This window comes from Streptomyces sp. Tek67B01, from assembly GCF_055231995.1.
In genome coordinates this window covers 6,376,575-6,394,883 of record NZ_JBUYUY010000001.1, presented here as the reverse complement: position 1 = coordinate 6,394,883, position 18,309 = coordinate 6,376,575, and the positions used below count along the sequence as shown (strand labels likewise).

The 18,309-nt window shown below is 73.0% G+C and carries 16 protein-coding genes; 9 read left to right on the top strand and 7 right to left on the bottom strand.

Annotation, left to right across the window (positions count from 1 at the left end; all coding sequences use genetic code 11):
• Nucleotides 1-68 precede the first annotated feature (68 nt).
• From ACV7NM_RS28920 to ACV7NM_RS28905, 4 genes are all read left to right on the top strand, one after another.
• On the top strand, nucleotides 69-1,346 hold the full coding sequence (locus ACV7NM_RS28920) for a pyroglutamyl peptidase (RefSeq protein ID WP_463413037.1): 1,278 nt from the start codon (nucleotides 69-71) through the stop codon (nucleotides 1,344-1,346).
• Nucleotides 1,347-1,429: 83 nt separating this feature from the next.
• Complete coding sequence (locus tag ACV7NM_RS28915) at nucleotides 1,430-2,077, top strand: hypothetical protein (protein WP_463413036.1); 648 nt, start codon at nucleotides 1,430-1,432, stop codon at nucleotides 2,075-2,077.
• 27 nt (nucleotides 2,078-2,104) lie between these two features.
• Nucleotides 2,105-2,368 (top strand): hypothetical protein, encoded by a 264-nt coding sequence (locus ACV7NM_RS28910; protein ID WP_463413035.1) that lies wholly within the window; start codon nucleotides 2,105-2,107, stop codon nucleotides 2,366-2,368.
• Between the two features lie 236 nt (nucleotides 2,369-2,604).
• Entirely contained in the window at nucleotides 2,605-3,471 is an 867-nt protein-coding gene (locus tag ACV7NM_RS28905; RefSeq protein ID WP_463413034.1) for a transposase, read from the top strand.
• Between the two features lie 78 nt (nucleotides 3,472-3,549).
• On the opposite strand, the gene ACV7NM_RS28900 is transcribed toward ACV7NM_RS28905, so the two are convergent.
• Nucleotides 3,550-3,984, bottom strand: coding sequence for a VOC family protein (locus ACV7NM_RS28900; protein ID WP_463413033.1), 435 nt, complete (start codon nucleotides 3,982-3,984; stop codon nucleotides 3,550-3,552).
• 82 nt (nucleotides 3,985-4,066) lie between these two features.
• Here ACV7NM_RS28900 and ACV7NM_RS28895 point away from each other — a divergent pair, with 82 nt between their 5' ends.
• The 3 genes from ACV7NM_RS28895 (at nucleotide 4,067) to ACV7NM_RS28885 (ending at nucleotide 8,665) form a co-directional block, all read left to right on the top strand.
• Nucleotides 4,067-5,572: a L,D-transpeptidase gene (locus ACV7NM_RS28895; RefSeq protein WP_463413032.1), complete on the top strand. Its 1,506-nt coding sequence runs from the start codon at nucleotides 4,067-4,069 to the stop codon at nucleotides 5,570-5,572.
• A gap of 317 nt (nucleotides 5,573-5,889) precedes the next feature.
• Nucleotides 5,890-7,938, top strand: coding sequence for an RICIN domain-containing protein (locus ACV7NM_RS28890; protein ID WP_463413031.1), 2,049 nt, complete (start codon nucleotides 5,890-5,892; stop codon nucleotides 7,936-7,938).
• Between the two features lie 106 nt (nucleotides 7,939-8,044).
• A complete protein-coding gene (locus ACV7NM_RS28885; RefSeq protein ID WP_463413030.1) occupies nucleotides 8,045-8,665 on the top strand; it encodes a hypothetical protein in 621 nt (206 codons plus the stop codon).
• A gap of 16 nt (nucleotides 8,666-8,681) precedes the next feature.
• Here the strand turns inward: ACV7NM_RS28885 and ACV7NM_RS28880 are convergent, their stop codons facing one another.
• The 5 genes from ACV7NM_RS28880 to ACV7NM_RS28860 all read right to left on the bottom strand — a co-directional run bounded on the left by ACV7NM_RS28880 (nucleotide 8,682) and on the right by ACV7NM_RS28860 (nucleotide 14,910).
• Nucleotides 8,682-9,740: a phospholipase D-like domain-containing protein gene (locus ACV7NM_RS28880; protein ID WP_463414105.1), complete on the bottom strand. Its 1,059-nt coding sequence runs from the start codon at nucleotides 9,738-9,740 to the stop codon at nucleotides 8,682-8,684.
• Nucleotides 9,741-10,556: 816 nt separating this feature from the next.
• Nucleotides 10,557-11,207, bottom strand: a complete 651-nt coding sequence (locus ACV7NM_RS28875; RefSeq protein WP_463413029.1) for a DUF4360 domain-containing protein — start codon at nucleotides 11,205-11,207, stop codon at nucleotides 10,557-10,559.
• Nucleotides 11,208-11,685: 478 nt separating this feature from the next.
• Complete coding sequence (locus ACV7NM_RS28870; RefSeq protein ID WP_463413028.1) at nucleotides 11,686-11,883, bottom strand: hypothetical protein; 198 nt, start codon at nucleotides 11,881-11,883, stop codon at nucleotides 11,686-11,688.
• Between the two features lie 113 nt (nucleotides 11,884-11,996).
• Nucleotides 11,997-14,105, bottom strand: coding sequence for a SpoIIE family protein phosphatase (locus ACV7NM_RS28865; protein ID WP_463413027.1), 2,109 nt, complete (start codon nucleotides 14,103-14,105; stop codon nucleotides 11,997-11,999).
• A 115-nt stretch (nucleotides 14,106-14,220) separates the two neighbouring features.
• The gene (locus ACV7NM_RS28860; RefSeq protein ID WP_463413026.1) at nucleotides 14,221-14,910 is read right to left on the bottom strand and encodes an aspartate/glutamate racemase family protein; all 690 of its coding nucleotides are present in this window, start codon (nucleotides 14,908-14,910) and stop codon (nucleotides 14,221-14,223) included.
• A gap of 150 nt (nucleotides 14,911-15,060) precedes the next feature.
• Here ACV7NM_RS28860 and ACV7NM_RS28855 point away from each other — a divergent pair, with 150 nt between their 5' ends.
• Both ACV7NM_RS28855 and ACV7NM_RS28850 read left to right on the top strand, forming a co-directional pair.
• The gene (locus tag ACV7NM_RS28855; protein ID WP_463413025.1) at nucleotides 15,061-16,374 is read left to right on the top strand and encodes an MFS transporter; all 1,314 of its coding nucleotides are present in this window, start codon (nucleotides 15,061-15,063) and stop codon (nucleotides 16,372-16,374) included.
• On the top strand, nucleotides 16,371-17,576 hold the full coding sequence (locus ACV7NM_RS28850) for an anhydro-N-acetylmuramic acid kinase (protein WP_463413024.1): 1,206 nt from the start codon (nucleotides 16,371-16,373) through the stop codon (nucleotides 17,574-17,576). Before ACV7NM_RS28855 ends, ACV7NM_RS28850 begins: the two co-directional genes overlap by 4 nt.
• 28 nt (nucleotides 17,577-17,604) lie before the next feature.
• Here ACV7NM_RS28850 and ACV7NM_RS28845 read toward each other — a convergent pair whose 3' ends face one another.
• Nucleotides 17,605-18,195 (bottom strand): hypothetical protein, encoded by a 591-nt coding sequence (locus ACV7NM_RS28845; RefSeq protein ID WP_463413023.1) that lies wholly within the window; start codon nucleotides 18,193-18,195, stop codon nucleotides 17,605-17,607.
• Nucleotides 18,196-18,309 lie beyond the last annotated feature (114 nt).

Genomic DNA, 18,309 nt, shown 5'->3' with positions numbered 1-18,309 from the left:
CGGCGCCCGTGAGGCTGTCCGGTGACACTCTGGTCGGCTCCGACCCGTGCTGTGTAATGTCACATCGCATGATGCTCTTACGCCGCGCGGCGGCTGCCGCGTCCCTTCTCTGCGCCCTCCTCCCGATCGCCGTCGCCGCTCCCGCGCGGGCGGTCGACGCCGCCCCCTGCGGTACCCCCCTCCCCGCCGCTCCCGACCCCGAGCAGGCCCGGCTCGCGGACGCCCGCACCACTGTGCTCGTCGAGCTCGGCGGCCTCGGGGACTTCGTCCGGCGCTTCCCCGCCGCGCTGTGCGGTGTGCGCGGGCCGGCCGAAGCCGACCGGCTGGTCGACGGCTGGGGCGAGGCGCTCTGGCAGTCCGCCGTGCGCAGCGCCCAAGGGCAGCGGCCCACCGGGGGGCTGCCGGCCGGGGACGACCGGCCGCTGTACTGGACCCGGTTGGCGATGACCGGGCAACTGGCCCGGTGGAATCCGGCGTTCACCGTCGACCGCGCCGCGCTGCGCAGCCGCTTCGAGGACGCCTCGCGCGGCCTGACGGACAACGCGTTCCGGGCCGGCCACGGCGTACGGCGCGTGTTCATCAGCGGCTTCGACCCCTTCGGGCTCGACACCGAGCCGCGCCGGGCGAACCCCTCCGGCTCGGCCGCCCTCCAGTTGAACGGCCGGCGCGTCACCCTCGCCGACGGGAGTCCCGCCGAGGTCCGCGCCGTCGTCCTGCCCGTGCGTTACGGGGACTTCGACGCCGGCATGGTGGAGCGGGCCTTCGCCCCGAGGTTGACCCCGGGCCCCGCCGCGGCGGACGTCATCACCACCGTCAGCCAGGGCTACCCCGGCATCTTCACCCTTGAGGCGTGGGCCGGCCGGGCCCGGTCGGCGGACCCGTACCCCGACAACACCGGCGCCCTCTCGGGCGGCACCCGGGAACACCCGGTGACGGCCCCCGGCCTCGGGCCTGGCGCCGAGTTCATCGCCACCACGCTGCCCGCCGACGCGGTGACCGGCGCCGTCCAGGCCCCCTATCCCGTCTTCCTCAACACGGAGGTCACCGAGATCCCGGCGGGCGGCACCGCGCCGGTGGACCGGGCCGACGGCCCCACCCCCGGCTCCCGCGCGGTGGCGGGCGGCGGGGGCGGCTACCTTTCCAACGAGGTGGCCTACCGTTCCAACAGGCTGCGCGGGGAGCTCGCCCCGGCGCTGCCCGGCGGCCACCTGCACACCCCGGTCCTGACCGGCCTGCCGGACGATCCGCAGCAGGTGACCGGGCCGGAGTTCGAACGCAACGAGCGGGCGATCACCTCCGAGGTCCGGGCGGTCCTGGAGCACGCGGCGGCGCCGAAGGCGACTTGAGGGGCGGCGGGCGTGTCCGCGCCGGGAGATACGATCCGGCGTGTACACCCGCACGTCCACGTCAGAGGAGATCCAGGGACATCATGACGGTCCACCGACCGGGACAGCCCGGTGACCTGCCCCCGCCGGAACTGCTGTGGGCGCGTTGGGGGTTGGTCGCCGTCCTGGAGGCGGCCTCCGAGGCGGAGGGCCGGGGGGTGCACCGCACGGGCCACTGGGTCAGCGGCACCGCTCTGCACCTCGACGACGCCGGCTGCACGTGGTGGACCCTGTCCCGCCGGGGCGAGGGCCGCTACGTGCTCTACGGCGAGGACGAGTCGAGCGACGTCAAGTGGCACGAGCCCGCCGTGGACATGCTCGCGGGAGCCCCGGACTGGCTCCCGTACGAGAAGCTGCGCGACCTGCTCGAAGGCCGGGAACTCGGTTGCGTCTACTGGTACGAGAGCGGCACCTGGGCCCGCGCGCCGTACCCGAAGGGCCTCTCCGACGACGGCCTGGACTGCGGCATGAGCCGTTTCGTGGACCGTGGGGAGGTCCTCGACCTACTGGCCGACGCCGACCTGCCGGTGGACGGCGTCACGGCGTCGGACCTCCTCGCCGCCGCGGAGGCCTACCGCCTGCCTCCCGAGGCCCTGGACGCCCTCGTCGCCGCCGACCCCGCCCGGGACCTCCCTGCGATGCGCCGCGCCCTCCACACGTCCGGCCTCGCGGCGGCGGTGCTCCCCCGCTGAGCCGTCCGGCATGGATAACGTCGTCCCATGAACACGTCGCCACAGCCCTTCGAGATCCAGCTGATCCCCACCCACGCCGAGAACCCCGGGGAAGCCTCCCCGGCCGGTGAGCCGGTGCGCTCCGCCGTCGTCGAACCGACGGGCGAGACGGGCGCCTCGGGCTATCCGCGGTACGCGGGCGACGGCATGGAGGCGGACATCGATCCCGCCAGCGGCACCGTGGAGGCCCTGCTCGTCGACGGCGCCGAACTGGACTACGGGCTCACGGCCGTGGCCAGGCCCCGAGACTGACCGGCCCTCCCACGGCCTCGATCGGGCCCTCGCACCGGGTCGCTCCCGCGGTCACGGAATCCAGTGACGCCTTCCCGCTCGAAGGCGAACGTCCCACGGCCTGGGGCCCCCGGGGGCGGGAATCGGCCGGGCGCCGCGGCCGCCTCGGCGTGCCACGCCCGGTGGCACGGTCCGCCGGTGCTAGACAGGCAGACCATGCCACCGGGCGTGGCGGTCGGGCCGGAGGAACGGGGCGGATGAACGAATCGACGGCGGGCTCCCGGAACGTGCCGGGCGCGGCCTCCGAGGCGCTCGCGGTGAAGACCCTGGTCGACCGCGCGACCGGCGTGCTCATGGCCCTCGTCCCCTGCGACTCCCGGACGGCCGGCCTGCTCCTGGCCGATACCGGCCGGGCCACGGGCAGCGACCCCCGGCAGACGGCCGAGGCCGTCGTCGCGCTGATCAGCGGACGGGATCTGCCGGCCGGCCTCCGACAGGCCCTGCGCACCGCCATCCGCGGCGCCCGCACCACGACCGCCCCGCCGGCGCGGGGCCGCCCGATCGCGCCGCGACCCGATCCACGTCTCGTCCGGGAACACCTCGCCCGGCTGCGCGCCTTGCGCCGCCGCACGCTGGAGGCGCCCGCGGACCCCGTGCTGCGCGGCCAGTTGGAGGAAACGGCCGACGCCTTGTGCCTGCTCATGGACCACCGGACCCCGCACGAGGCCCTGCGGGCGGGTGAGGTGCTCATCGCCGCCGGACGCATGCGCACCGGCGGCGCGACGGTGGCGCGCCGGCGGCAGCGCCTGACGGAGGAGGCGTGGGCGGCGGTCGAGGTGCTGCTCCCCCCTTCCGTCCGCTTCGGACACGCGCCGCGACGCCTCGTCGAGGCGATGCTGTGGAAGGTGTCGACCCAGGCGTCCTGGACGGACCTGCCGGCGCACTACGGACCTTGGCACACGGTGGCGGAGCGCTTTCGCATCTGGTGCGCCGACGGCACCTGGGACCGCCTGACCGAGGCCGCCGGTCTCACCGGCGCCTGTGCCGGCCCGATCGTCCCCGAGGACGACGGACTGGACGACTGGACCACTCCCTGGCACCCGGCCGCCGCCGAAGACCGCTGAGGACCGCCGGGAACCTGCTGAGGTGCTGAGGACCGACTCGACCACCGGACGGCGACCGCCGACCGCCGACCGGCGCTCCTACGCCGCGCCGAAGTCGGGGAGGGTGAGGGTGCCGTCGGCGGCGAGGGTGAATCCGGGGTTGTGGGCGATCTCCCAGGGGTGGCCGTCGGGGTCGGTGAAGGTGCCCGCGTAGCCGCCGTAGAACGTCGTCGCCGGCGGGCCGGTGACGGTGGCTCCGGCGTTTCGCGCCGCCGCCACCAGCGCGTCGACCTCCTCGCGGTCGCGCACGTTGTGCGCGAGGACGATCCCGCCGAAACCCGCCGGGCCGGTGTCCTCGATCCCGGAGTCGAGCGCCAACTTGGCGCGGCTCCACAGGACCAGGGCCAGGCCGCCCGCCTGGAAGAAGACGGTCTCCTCGGTCTCCTGTCCCCGCCAGCCGAGGCTTTCGTAGAAGGTCCGGGAGCGGGCCAGGTCCGCGACGCCCAGGGTGATCAGGCTGATGCGCTGTTCCATGGCCGGAAGCTACCACCGCTCCGGGCCGTCTTGGTCCGTGCGGGTTGTCTTGTGTGCTCGTTCGGCGGTACCGCCCGAGCGGATGATCATCATCAAGGCGTTCCATCGTTTTGCTGGTGTCATCGGGCCGTTGGCGATCCGGGAAGGCGGCGTGGCGATGACGTCGGCACACGGGGCAGGACGAAGCAGGTTGTGGGGAGCGCTCGCCGCGGTTGCCGGAGCCGCCCTCGTGGTGGCCGCGGCGCCGGGCCGGCCGGTGGGCTCCGACGCCTCGCGGCTCGCGTCCGAGGGCGCGGAGGCGGCCGTCACGCTGCTGGTCAACAGGGCCTTGGACGAGGGTCGGGACGGCGCCGCCGTACGGTGCGCGGTGGAGGAGGCCTTCCAGGCCGGGCTCTGCGACGGCTGGCGGCAGCAGCGGGTGTTGGCGACGGCCTGGGGCGCCGGGTCGGTCCTGGGCGGGTCGGCGCCCACGGTCGCGTTGCCCACGGACGCCGACGGGCCCTTGGAGATCGCGCTCGCCGACCCGGGGCGACTCACCGACGTCACCGTCCACGACCGTCACGGGCGCTACGTGGGCGGCGGGTCCGACCCTCTCGGCCGCCGCTGGACCAACACCGAACCGCTGCGGGCCGGTGAGGAGTACACCGTGCGCGTCGGCGCCCAGGACGCGGCGGGGACACCGGTGGGTGTGACGATGGCGTTCCGCACGGCGCCGCCCAAGGACGACGGCCGGCTCACGGTGGAGTTCGGGCCGAAGGACGGGACGTACGGCGCGGGTCAGATCGTGACGGCCGCGCTCAGCCGTCCCGTCCCGGCGGACGACCGCCTGTCCCGGGCCCGGGTGGAGCAGGCGCTCCAGGTGACCTCGGAGCCGGCGGTGGAGGGCGCCTGGCACTGGGTCGACGACTCGACGCTGCACTACCGGCCGCGCGTCTTGTGGCCGGCCCACGCCGTGGTGCGCGTCCGCAGCGGCTTGGACGGGGTCGAGCTCGGTGATCACGCGTACGGCGGTTCCTCGGACGGCCTGGACCTCACCATCGGGGACCGCATCCAGGCGGTCACCGACTCCGCCGCGCACGAGATGACCGTACGCCGCAACGGGCGGGTCATCCGGACGATCCCCGTCACGACCGGCAAGGCCGGGTTCCGCACCCGCACCGGTGTCAAGGTGGTGTTGGGCAAGGAGTTGGAGGTCCGCATGCGGGGCGACTCCGTCGGCATCAAGCGCGGTACGAGCGAGTTCTACGACATGCCGGTGCGCTACGCGACGCGGGTGACGTGGAGCGGCGAGTACGTGCACGCGGCGCCGTGGTCGGTCGAGGCGCAGGGCGAGGAGAACGTCAGCCACGGCTGTACCGGCATGAGCACCGCGGACGCCGCCTGGTTCTTCGCGACGGTGCGGGAGGGTGACGTCGTGGAGGTGGTGAACAGCGGCGGCGAGAAGATGGCGCCGTTCGGCAACGGCTTCGGCGACTGGAACCTGGACTGGCGGGCCTGGCGGGCCGGCAGCGCGCTGGCGGCCCGCCAGGCGCCTTCGGAACCCGCGGCGTCGATCCACGCCGCCTCGCGCCTGCGGCCCTTCGCCTGACGGGCCGGCGGACTCACCGTTCGTGACGGTGGGAATTCGGCTGGTAGTAAATAGATGAATGACTGACTGAATTACCGTCAACAAGGTTCCGCCTTATATCTCGATTGAATAACGAGATACTCATAAAAGGCCTGGACCAATGCCGGTTGACGCGCGTAAATCCCTTGTAAATCAAGGGATGTGATGGTTCATCAAATACGTCTGGGTAGGTAACGGTCAGATATCCCGGACCCCTTTCCCGTTTGTCCGAATTTTCCGAGCATCCTGTCTGGCAGGCTTCCGCGCACCCACTCTTCCGACCACGAGTTGAGGTGCGCATGACCAGACATAGAAGACGTGAACACCGGCGCAAACCCCGGCGGTTCATACTCATCGCCGCTGCCGCTGCCGCGGCGGCGGCGATCTCGGGGGGACTCGCTTACTCCGGGCTCGGCGACGGCGCCCAGGCGGCGCAGCCCATACAGGCCGAGGCACTCGGCTCCCAGACGCCCGCACCGGCCGCCGCACCGGCCAGGGATCAGGAGCCCGCGCCCCTCTCGGGCGCGCCGGCCAACGAGGACACGCGCGGCATGATCTACGACGGCCTCAAGGCCGCGGCCAAGGGCGACCGTTGCGTCGGCGTCTACCGCACGGACGCGGGACTGTGCACCCACGGCCCCGACGCGCCCCCCAAGGGCGTCGACATCAAGGCCGAGATACCGCCGGCCGTCAAGACGAAGGCGGCCGCGGCCGATCCGGCCCACCCCGAGGCGGCCTCCCCCGCGAGCACCGAAGGCGACGGGCGTCCTCAGGACGCGCCCGCCGCCGACGCGCGCACCGCCAAGGCCGCCGCCGCACCGGCGCCCGCCACCTCGTCCGGGGGCCAGGCCGTCGCCGCCGGTCCCGCGGGCCAGACCGTCCAGTGCGACGGTGACGGCAGCACCGGCAACCGCGTCCAGGTGGTCTACGTACACGGCCCCGACCGCGACCGGTACTCCGAGTACGTGGCCTCGTTCCGCAAGTGGGCGGCCGACGCCGACCTGATCTACTCGACGAGCGCCCAGGAGACCGGCGGCATCCGGCACATCCGTTACGTGACGGCCGCCGACTGCACCCCGACGGTGCTGAACATCGAGCTCCCGGCGTCCGCCCTCTCGGAGTTCAGCGCGACCAACAACGCGCTGGCCGGCAAGGGCCTCGACCGCCGCGACCGCAAGTACATGATCTTCGCGGACACCCAGGTCTACTGCGGCATCGGCACCTTCAACGGTGACGAGCGCGCCGGGCAGGACAACCTCAGCAACTTCGGCCCGTCCTACGGCCGTACGGACTCCGGGTGCTGGGGCGGTCACACCGCCGCGCACGAACTGGGCCACAACCTGGGCGCGGTCAACAACAGCGCCCCGAACACCAGCCGGGGCGCGCACTGCACGGACGAGTACGACGTCATGTGCTACTCGGACACCCCGTACTACCCGCAGATGCGCTACGTGTGCTCCAACCAGGCGGCCGAGAACATCCTGGACTGCAACCACGACGACTACTTCCACACCAACCCCAAGCCGGGCAGCTACCTCGCCACGCACTGGAACATCGCGAACAACCAGTTCCTGATGCGCTCGGGCGGCGGGGACGGCACCGACCCGAACCCGAAGCCGACACCCACGCCCACCCCCAAGCCGACCAAGAACCCGACCGGCGGGCCCACGGTCACGGCGGGTCAGCTCAAGGCCGACTCGGTCGTCGTCAGCTGGCCCAAGGTGGACGGCGCGCTCTGGTACCAGGTGCTGCTGAACGGCAAGCACCTGACCTGGACGCAGTCCCAGGTCCTGCGCATCTACAACCTCCAGCCCGGCACGGAGTACAAGGTCGCGGTCTCCGTCCGCGACGGCTCCGGCCGTGACAGCGGCCCCGGCCGCACCACGTCCTTCCGTACGGTGGGCGCCGGCGGCGGCATCACCACCCCCGGCAGCCGATTCACGCTCGGCAACGGCAGCACCGGCATGGCCGCCGAGCTGTGGGGTGGCCGTACCGCCGACGGCACGGTACTCGTCGGGGCGCGTGCCAACGGCTACGCGCCGCAGCAGTGGTACTTCGACGACGCGGGCGGCGGGCTCGTACGCATCCGCTCGGCGGCCTCCGGCAAGTGCCTCCAGGCCGGCAGCGCCCCGGCCGCCGGCGTGTGGGTCGCGCAGCAGCCGTGCGGCAACAACTCCGCGCAGAACTGGCGGGTTTCGACGCGGGCGGGCGCGGTGACCGTCGCCGACCCGTCCGGGGGTTACGCCCTGACCGTGAGCAACCGGCCCTACTACGGTGACTGGCTGCTCGACCTCCAGCGTGCGGACGGACGCGCCACGCAGGTGTGGACGGTCCAGAAGGCCGGCTGACCGCCGCACGCCCCGGACGGGGGAGCGGGGACGGCCGACGTCCCCGCTCCCCCTCCCCCCTTCCCACCCCTCTTCTCCACCCCACCGCAATGGGAGCACCACGACGATGCGACGCAGACCACACTCCTCCCGGGCCCTGACCACCGCCGGTTTCCTTGTCCTGGCCCTGGCTTCCGCGCTCGCGGCCCCCACCGCCGCCCAGGCCCACGGCGACACCGTCAAGGTCGTGATCACGGGCCAGCGGGACGGCCACCTCACCACCGATGTCACCTGGGAGAACGACGGGGACGCCGTGGACGAGGCGGTCGCCGCCACGGTCAACGCGACGAGCATCGACGGCTCCCGTACGGCGGGGCCCTGGCGGCTGGTCCGCGATTCCGGCGGTGGCGCGGGATGGAGCACCGCCGAGATCCTGCCGCCCGGGACCTGGAAGGTCTCCGTCGACGTGGGCTTCCCGGCCCTGGGGCACGGCGAGCGGGAGGTCGCCGTACCCGTGGTCGACCCTCGGCCGTCGCCCGCCGGCACCGCGCCCTCCGGGGAGCAGTCCCCTACCCCGTCACACGCCGGCCCTGTCTCCGCCCCGACCGCCGCGTCGACCGCGACCGCGACCGCGGCCGACGCCTCGGGCGAGGGGACCGGCTGGTGGTGGACGACGGCCGGCGTGGCGGTGACCGCCCTCGCCGGGACCGCCGTCGGTCTTTGGCTGCGGCGTCGCCGGAGGCGTTAACCTGCCTTGGGCGGGATCAGCCCTGGCACACCCCGCGTTCGTAGTCGAAGGTGGCGGTCGTCTTGGAGTACTGCCACTGCGGGGCCAACAGCCGCACGTCGAGCTGCCGGGCCGCGGTGGGGCTCTCCACGAGGTAGCCGAAATCCTGTAGCCAGGCCGGGTAGAGGTTCTTCGACCCGATGTAGAAGGCGGAACCGTCCACCGAGACCAGCTTGTGGTGTTGGGCGTAGGGGTGACCGTCCGCCCAGGTCGGGCTCTGCGCGGCGCGGAAGGTGGCCAGTTGCAGCGTCGAGCACATCGTGCTCCTCGCGGTGTGCCGGTCCCCGGTGAGGAGCGCGAGCCGGTCGCGCAGTACGTCGCTGATCTCGGAGAGGGACTTGATCTGCGAGTACCCTCCGGAGCCCACGGCCCCCCGGTTGGCCGGATCGCTCACCACGATGCGGACCTTGACCCCGGCGGCCATCTTGGCGGCGAGGGCGTCGTAGACGCGGATGTCGTAGCGGGGCAGCGGCGGGCAGGTCGCGTTCAGGTCCTGCTGCGATATCTCGATGTGCCGGTCGGCACTGGAGATCAGGGTCCGCAGGCCGCTCTCCTCCGGGTTGACGGTGTCGTAGTCCCGGTCTGCGTTGGTGTTGTCGTGGAGGCCGACCGCGCACTTGGTGTCGGCGGCCGTGGGCAGCGCCGGCCGGAAGGCGGAGGCGGGGTCGTCGCGCTTGATCCCCACGCCCAGTCCGCCGACGGCGATGACCGGTACGGTGCCCGCGGTCACCGGCGGGGACGGCGGCGGCGAGTCCGCCGCCAGTGAGGACGTACAGGCGGCTCCGTTGGAGGAGGCGAACCAGACGCTACCGAGACTGCCCTTGTTCCGGCAGGTCCAGGACCACAGCTCGTCCAGGTACCGGCTCGCGGACGCGGCCGCGGGCCCTTGGAGGGCGATGTCCACGTCTGCCACCGGGTGGGCGGTCTCCAGATAGTCGCCCTTCCAACTGTTGACGCCGCCGCTGATCACCGACCGGCCGTCGACCACGAGGATCTTGGAGTGGTTCCAGGAGAACGCGGTCTTCGAGGTCGTCATCGACGCGATGTCGAGGTCGACGGAGGGGGCGTCGGCGCCGAGCCTGGTGACGAGCTCGTCACGGTACTTCGACGGCAGCACGTTCAGGTGGTAGAGCGGCGCGGCCCCCACCAGGACGCGCACCTTGAGCTTGTTGCCGCGCGCCGCCGATGCCTTGAGACCGGCCACGAGGGCGTCCTGGAACGCTCCGTCGGGGAACGGCGCGAGGGTGGAGACGTCCACCGTGCCCGTGGCCCGGGAGACGTTCTCGGTGATCTTGGCCAGGACGCGCCGGGTGCCGGGCCGGTCGGCGCAGGTGTCGTCGCCCCAGCAACCGGGCGTCTGCAGCAACCAGTCGTCGTCGCCTGAGGAGGAGGCGTCGAGGGTGTTGCCGGAGGTACGTTCCCAGACCTGGTGTTCGAGTCCCGGGGACACCTGGCGGAGCGTCCCCTCGACCGCGTCGAGGTGCGGCGTCGGTGGTACGGCGTCGGCCACTGCCGCGCCGGCGGGCAGCAGGGCGAGCAGCACGGCCGCGGCGGCGGCCCGGGTGAGCAGGGCGGAAGGACGGCGAAGTGAAGTGCGGGGCAATGGGGTTCCTTGGGCAAGAGCCGTGAACGAGGGACCGCCGTCACCGCTACGACGGCTGACGGCACGGTCGACCCGCGGAAGTTACCACCGCGTAGGGAGCGTTCGAAATCCCCTATGTCGGATTCGGCCACGCGCTGTGGGACGAGGACGGGGGCGGGGTGGGGGCCGAAGAGGACAGGTGCCGGTGCTGCCGGGTACGCCCGGGTCGTCACCCGGTCGTACCCGGCCTCCGCGCGCGGTCGGCGAGGATCAGCGCGCCGGGCAGGTCTTCCAAGCGAAGTGGTAGACGGTCCTGATGTCACCGTCCGCCGAGTCCATGGCCACGAAGCTGTTGGTCTTCGCCGGGTCCGAGGTGCCCGCGCTGACGCGCAGTTCGGTGTTGATGTTGAAGTTGCGCTGTACACCGCACGGCGCCCACACCAGCTGGTCCCAGTCGGTGGAGTCCGTGACCTGCCAGTCGTTGTCCAACGCGCCGTTGAACGTGTGTGTCCTGCTCGCCGTGTCCGGCGATCCCTGGAAGTAGTAGGAGGCCTTCTGCGTCGCCCGCGCGCCGCGCTCCAGGTGTGCGTAGCCGCGGTAGTCGGCGCTCGCGACGGCGTAGGAGTAGCCCTGCGGGACGTGGACGATCAGGTTGATCTGGCAGTTCTTGCGGAAGTCGGTGGGCTGCGAGCCGAGGCCCACCTGCGCCAGGTACTGGCTGTAGGTGACGGTGAAGGCGGTGTGGTCGGGGGCGAGGGCGACCGCGGCGGTGCCGAGCGGACATCCGGAGCCGTTGACGGACGCGACATCGATGACGATCTTGTCGGGCGGCGGGGTGAAGGGGGTGGGAGCGGCCGGGACCAGCGCTGAGCCGGCGAGGAGCGCGGCGGTCGCACCGCTCACGAGTAAGACACCGGGCATGATGCTCCGATCGGTTGTCGGTGGCCTTGCCTGATGTGGGGGGCGTCCGGTCGCGCGGCGGAGCGGGTTCCGGATCGCATCGGAATAGTAGGGAGCCGGTCCCCGTCGCAGTAGGGCGGATACCAGCCGAAGAACCGGCCCCGGCGGGGAGTTCGCGGTACGGGCTGCCAAGATCGACGGTACGAGGACCCGATCCCGCCACGCGGGGGGCACCCGAGGAGTACGCATGACGCGGCACACTCACGACGGCCCGCCGACGGACGGTGCGCCCCTGCCCCGGCCCTTCGACCAGGCCTTCGCGCGGGACCCCCACGCCGTGCACCGGCGGCTGCGCGAGAAGGGATCGGTCCACCGCGTCTCGCTGCCCGACGGCTCCCCGGTGTGGCTGGTCACGCACGAGGCGGACGTACGCGAAGCCCTCGCCGATCCGCGACTGTCCGTCAACAAACGTCATTCCACCACCGGTTACAGCGGGTTCTCACTGCCCTCGGCGCTCGACCGCAACCTGCTGAACATCGATCCTGACGATCACCGGCGCCTGCGCCGCCTCGTGTCCCACGGCTTCACCCCGGATCCCGACCGCTTCGACATCCACCGCGCGGACACGGCCCACCTCGCTCTCGGGCAGGGCATGCACTACTGCCTCGGCGCACCGCTCGCCCGGCTTGTAGATCACCCTCGCCCTGCGCACCCTGTTCGACCGGTTCCCGGGTGTCCGCACGGCCCGCCCCGCCGACGAACTTCCCTGGACCACCACGTTCCGCTTCCACGCCCTCAGGGAACTGCCGCTCACGACCGCCCCGTAGCCGCCCGGCCCGGGTCCGGCTCCACCGGGAGCATCCGGGCCATCAGCAGGGCCACGTCGTCGTGGTCCCCGGGACGGCGCAGGGCCCGCAGCAGCAGGTCGCAGGTGTCCTCCAGGGGGCGGTGGGGGCCCGCGAGGAGGCTGAGCAGCAGGTCGAGGCGCTCGTCGAGGGACTGGTCGCGGGTCTCCACGAGGCCGTCGGTGTACAGGGCGAGCCGGTCGCCGGGGGCGAGGGCGATCCGGGTGGTGTGGAAGGGGACGCCGCCGACCCCGAGCGGGGCGCCGGTGGGCAGGTCGAGCAGTTCAGGCAGGCGTCCGGGACGCATCAGGACCGGTGGCAGGTGGCCGGCCAGGGAGATGTGGCACTCGGCGCGCCACGGGTCGTAGACGGCGTAAGCACAGGTGGTGATCGTGTGTTCCATGCCGGCGGCGGCCTGGTCGAGGTACTGCAGGACCTGCGAGGGGTCCAGATCGAGCTGGGTCAGGGTCCTGGTGGCGGTGCGCAGCTGTCCCATCGTGGCGGCGGCCGCGATGCCGCTGCCCATGACGTCGCCGATGACGAGGGCGGTCTTGTCGTCGGCCAGCGGGATGACGTCGAACCAGTCGCCGCCGATCTCGCTGGTGGCCCCGGACGGCTGGTAGCGGTGGGCGATCTCCAGGCCCAACCGGTGGGCCGGCTGGTGTGGCAGCAGGTTGCGCTGGAGGGTGAGGGCGGCGTGCCGCTGGTTCTGGAACAGCCGGGCGTTGTCCACGCAGACGGCCGCGCGCGCGGCCAGTTCGACCGCGAGGGTGACGTCGTCCTCGTCGAACGGCGCGGGCGTGCGGGCGCGCATCAGGCCGACGGCGCCGATGACCTCGCCTCGTGCCACCAACGGGACCGCCAGGTAGGAGTGCACCCCGGCCGCGGCCAGCAGGGCGGCGGCGTTGTCGTCCCGGGCGATCCGGCGCAGGTCCTGGCCGGTCACGGTGGCAACCAGGACGGGGCGACCGGTGTTCACGCAGTGGGTGACGACGCGGTCGGTGTCGTACTGGGCGAGTTCGCCGGCCTGGTCGGTGGCCTCCGCCGCTCCCGTGGGATAGGCGGCGACGACCGCCAGGGCCCGGAACCGGGCCGGTCCGACCGGTTCGCCGGTGGTGCGGCGGTCGTGCAGGACGCTGTCGAGGACGTCCACCGTGGTGACGTCGGCCAACTGCGGCACGCACACCTCGGCCAGTTCCCGGGCGGTCTGCTCCAGGTCGAGGGTGGTCCCGATGCGCACGGAGGCGTCCGCCACCACCGCGAGGCGCCGGCGGGCACGTGCGGCGTCGGCGGCGGCCCGGTGCTGGTCGGTCACGTCGACCACGGAGACGGCCACGCCGAGGACGTGCCCGGCCGGATCGTCGAGCCGGTAGTAGGACACCGACCACGCCCGGTCCTCGGGGTCCGCCGGGGTGCGACCGACCACGAACTGGTCCAGCAGCGGCACGCCCGTGGCGAGCACCTCCCGCATGGAGGATTCGATGGTCTCCACGTCCAGGAACGGCAGCGCCTCGCGGATCGTCCGGCCGAGGTGTTCGGAGGCGGGCAGGCCGTTGATCTGCTCCAGCGCCGGGTTGACCAGCACGTAGCGCAGCTCGGCGTCGGTGACGCCGAGGCCGATCGGGGACTGGGAGACCAGCCGCAGGGACAGCGCGAGGTCGCGTTCGACACGCCGAAGGGTGGGATGGTCGGTGGCGATGCCCAGGGCGTAGAAGTCCCCCAGGTCGTCCTGGAGGCGCATGTTGCGGAACTCCACCAGCCGGGTGGTGCCGTCCTTGTGCCGGATGGGAAAGCTTCCGGCCCAGCGCCGGCCGCTCTTCATCACCCGGCTGAACAGTTCGACCACCAGGGCGCGGTCCTGCGCCGACACCAGCAGCGCCGCCGCGGGGGTCCCGAGCGCCTCCCGCGCGGAGTAGCCGAAGAGGTCCTCGGCCTGGGGGCTCCAGAACACGATGCGTCCGCGTTCGTCCAGCACCACCGCGGCCAGGCTCAGCACGTCGAGCAGGCCGCCGGTTGCCGCCGGATCCGCCTCCGTACTGTGGATCTCGGCCCGGAACGCGTCGGACGTGCTCATGGCCCGAACCCTTTCCGCTCACTTCCTGGCGCACCCTGTGCCGGCCCAGACCACCGGCCTCGTTCCTCCAAACCCTCCCACCGTCTCACCGTGCCGGCGACCCGGCTCACGGCGGTCAGGCCAGTGCCGCGCGCACCGCCGCCTCGACGTGGATGCGCGCGGTCGGGAAGACAGGAACGGGGCTGTCCCGTTCCCCGATGAGCAGCTCGATCTCGGTACAGCCCAGCACGATCCCGTCGGCGCCGGCGGCCACGAGCTCCGCGATCACGTTCCGGTACGCCGTGCGTGACTCCTCGCGCACGACTCCCCGGCACAGCTCCTCGTAGATGACCCGGTGGACCAGGTCACGCGCCGGCGCGTCGGGGACGAGGACCCGGAGCCCGCCCGCTTCGAGCCGGCCGCGGTAGAAGTCCTGCTCCATGGTGAAGGCGGTGCCCAGCAGCCCGACGCTGCGCGGTCCCTTCGCCCGAACGGCGTCCGCGGTGGCGTCCGCCAGGTGGAGCAGGGGCACCGTGAGCGCCTGCTGTATCCGGTCGGCGACCTTGTGCATGGTGTTCGTGCACAGGAGCACCAGGTCCGCGCCGGCCGCCTCCAGGGACCGGGCGGCGTCCGCGAGGAGTTCGCCCGCCTCGGCCCAGCGGGCCTGTGCCTGGAGCTCCTCGACCTCCGCGAAGTCCACGGAGTACACGACGCAGCGCGCCGAGTGGAGGCCGCCGAGCCGGTCGCGGGTGAGCTCGTTCAGGAGCCTGTAGTACTCGGCGGTGGACTCCCAGCTCATGCCGCCGAGCAATCCGATCGTCTTCATCAGCGCACTCCGGACCTCACCGCGGGATACATAAGGCAAGCAGAGTAACAAGACTTAATTCATAAGGATCACTTTGAGCCGGGTGCTGCTTTCTGCTGAACCGGCCCGTTGCGCGGCGTCACGGCCCCACCCGGCGGGCACGCAGCACGCGTGACCCCTCTCGCCCTGCGACCGGCGCCCCCGCACCGCACGTCGGCCCGCCGCGCGCTGCTCGCCGGCTCGGCGGGCAACCTCGTCGAGTGGTACGAGTTCGGCGTGTACGGCTGCTTCGCGACGGTGATCGCGTCCCAGTTCTTCACCCCGCGGGCGGGATCGGCGGGCGGAGCCTCGGCGCTGGTCGCGACCTACGCCTCCTTCGCCCTCGCGTTCTTCTTCCGCCCTGTGGGAGCGGTGCTGTTCGGGCGGCTCGGTGACCGTCTGGGCCGGCGGCCCGTCCTGGTCCTGGTGGTGGGCCTCATGACGCTGGCCACCGCTTTGATCGGGCTGCTGCCCACCCGGGCCGCCATCGGTCCCGCCGCCCCCTGGCTCCTCACCCTGCTGCGCGTCCTGCAAGGGCTTTCCGCGGGCGGGGAGTTCGGCGGCGCGGTGTCGCTGCTGACGGAATCCGCCCCGCCGGGCCGGCGTGGGCTCTACGGGGCGTGGCAGTCCTTCACCGTCGCCCTCGGCCTGCTCGCCGGCGCGGCGACGGCCGCCACGGTGGCCCGCGTCCTTCCCGGCGCCGCCCTGGACGCGTGGGGGTGGCGGATTCCGTTCCTGTTGGCGTTGCCGCTCGGCGGGGTCGCACTGTGGCTGCGTACGGCCCTGGAGGAGCCACCGGCGCACGCGCCGGCCGGGACCCGGACCATCGGGACCGGGGCGGTTCCGCGCCCGGAGCGGCCGGCGCGCGCCGTGGCCCTCGCCGTCGCCCGGGTCATGGGCTGGTCGGCGGCCGGGTACACGTTCCTCGTGGTCCTGCCCTCCTACCTCCGGTCCGCCCCGGGCTCCTCCCTGAGTGAGGCCCTGACCGCCACCGCTCTCGCCAACGTCGGCTTCGCGGCCTGCGTGCTGCCCGCCGGGCTGCTCAGCGACCGGATCGGCCGGCGACCGGTCATGCTCGCCGGCGCCCTGGGCGTCGTACTGCTGGCCTTCCCGCTCCTGCGCCTGCTGCGGGACCCCTCCCTCTCCCCCGGCGTGCGCGCCGGCTCCCTCCTGGTGGCGGGCGGACTCGTCGCACTCATGGCGGGACCCGGACCGGCCATGCTCGCGGAGATGTTCCCGCGCGGCGTGCGGTGCACCGGGCTGGGGGTGGCCTACTCCCTCGCCAACGCGGTGTTCTCGGGCTGCGCCGGCCTCGTCGTCACCGCGCTGATCGCGGCGACGGGGGACGCCTCGGTACCGGCCTGGTACGCCGCCGGGGCATGCGTCATCAGCGCGCCCGCCCTGGCCACCCTCCGAGACAACGCCCACGAGGAGCCGCTGCGATGAGGGTGATCGGCCTGATGTCGGGAACCTCGTACGACGCCGTCGACGCGGCGGCCGCCGACCTGCGCGCGGGGGACGAGGACGCGGAAGGGGACGGCGACGGGCGCGGGACGCTGCACCTGACGCCGCTGGGCATGGTCGGCGAACCGTACGCCGATGAGCTGCGGGCGGCCTTGGCGGCCGCGCTGCCGCCCGCGGCGACCACGATGGCCGACGTGTGCCGGCTGGACACCCGCATCGGGCAGGCCTTCGCCCGGCTCGCCGTCCGGGCCGACCGCGAACTGTGCGGGAACCGGGCCGACTTGATCGCCTCGCACGGCCAGACCGTGTACCACTGGGCGCGGGACGGCCGCGTCCTCGGCACCCTCCAGCTCGGCGAGCCCGCCTGGATCGCGGAGAGCAGCGGCTGCCCCGTCGTCTCCGGTTTCCGCACGCGTGACGTGGCCGCGGGCGGCCAGGGCGCGCCCCTGGTGAGCCTGGTCGACCTGATGCTGCTGCGCGGGCGGTCCGGCGTCCCGGCCGCGTTGAACATCGGGGGGATCGCCAACGTGACCGTCGTCCGGCCGGGCGGCCAACCCGTGGCCTTCGACACCGGCCCGGGCAACGCGCTGATCGACGCGGCGGTGCGCGAGGCGACCGGCGGCCGGCTGGCGTACGACGAGGACGGAGCCCTCGGCGCGGCCGGGCGCGTGCACCAGCCCTTGTTGGAGCTGCTGTTGAAGGAGCCGTACTACCGGACGCCCTGGCCGAAGACGACCGGCAAGGAGCTGTTCCACCCCGGCTACCTGCGGGGCCACACGGTCGCCGCCGGGCTCGCGCCCGAGGACCTCATCGCCACCCTGACGCGCCTCACCGCCACCACCGTCGCCGCCGCGCTGCGCCCACTGGGGGCCACGGAGGTGTTCGCCTCGGGCGGGGGCGTACGCAACCGAACCCTGACGGCGATGCTGCGCGCCGAGTTGGGTGCCACCGCGTTGCGCACCTCGGAGGAGCTCGGCCTGCCCGCCGCCGCCAAGGAGGCGTACGCGTTCGCGGTGCTGGGATACCTCACGGTGCACGGGCTGGCGGCCAACGCGCCCGCTTGCACGGGGGCCGCCGGCCCGCGCGTCCTGGGTTCCATCACCCCGGGCCGCCGCACCCTGTGCCTGCCCGCGACCCCGGCGCGAGCCCCGCACTCCCTGGTCGTGCACCCGCCGGCCGCCTGAGTCCACGCGCCCGCGCGCCGTACGGGCGTCAGCCGGCCGGCGCGGTGCGGGAGGACCCGCCCAGGGGAGCCAGCGCGAGCAGGAAGAGCAGGCCGCCCAGCGGCAGCAGGTCCAGGCTGACGGCCATGACCGCGATGCCCGCCACGATCACCACCGGGCGCCAGACGTCGGTCCGCCGCGACGCCGCCAGCCAGGTCACCAGCAGCACGAGGGCGACGTAGAAGAACAGCGGGCACACGCTGTACACGGCGGGCGTGACCCCCGGGTGGCTCCGCACGCTGTCGAAGAGGTCGTTCATGGCGCCCCGGTCCTCGCACAGGAACCCGACGACGAGGTCGATCACCGCCTGCGCCGTCACCGCCGCGACGCCGAGCAGCCCGAGCGCCGCCCCGGCGCCGGCGACCCGGCGGCCGGCCGCGCCGCGCCCGCGGGCGACCGTCCGGCGCAGTTCCAGGAAGACGGGGACGAAGGCGAGGACGCCCACGAGGAGTGCGAGGTGGCTCGCGGACCAGACGAGGCCGGGACCGTGTACGTCGTCGATGAGTCGGATGAGGCCGTAGCCGGTCATGCAGAGCGGTCCTACGGCGAATGCGGCCCCCGGCCACTTGATGTCGGTCATGTACTGATCATCTTGGGGCGGTGCCCGGCCCCGCCTCGGGGACGGCCCCGGCCCGACCCCGAGACGACCCCGAGCCCTCCCCGTGCCCCCGCCCCCGAGACACGCGCCAGACAC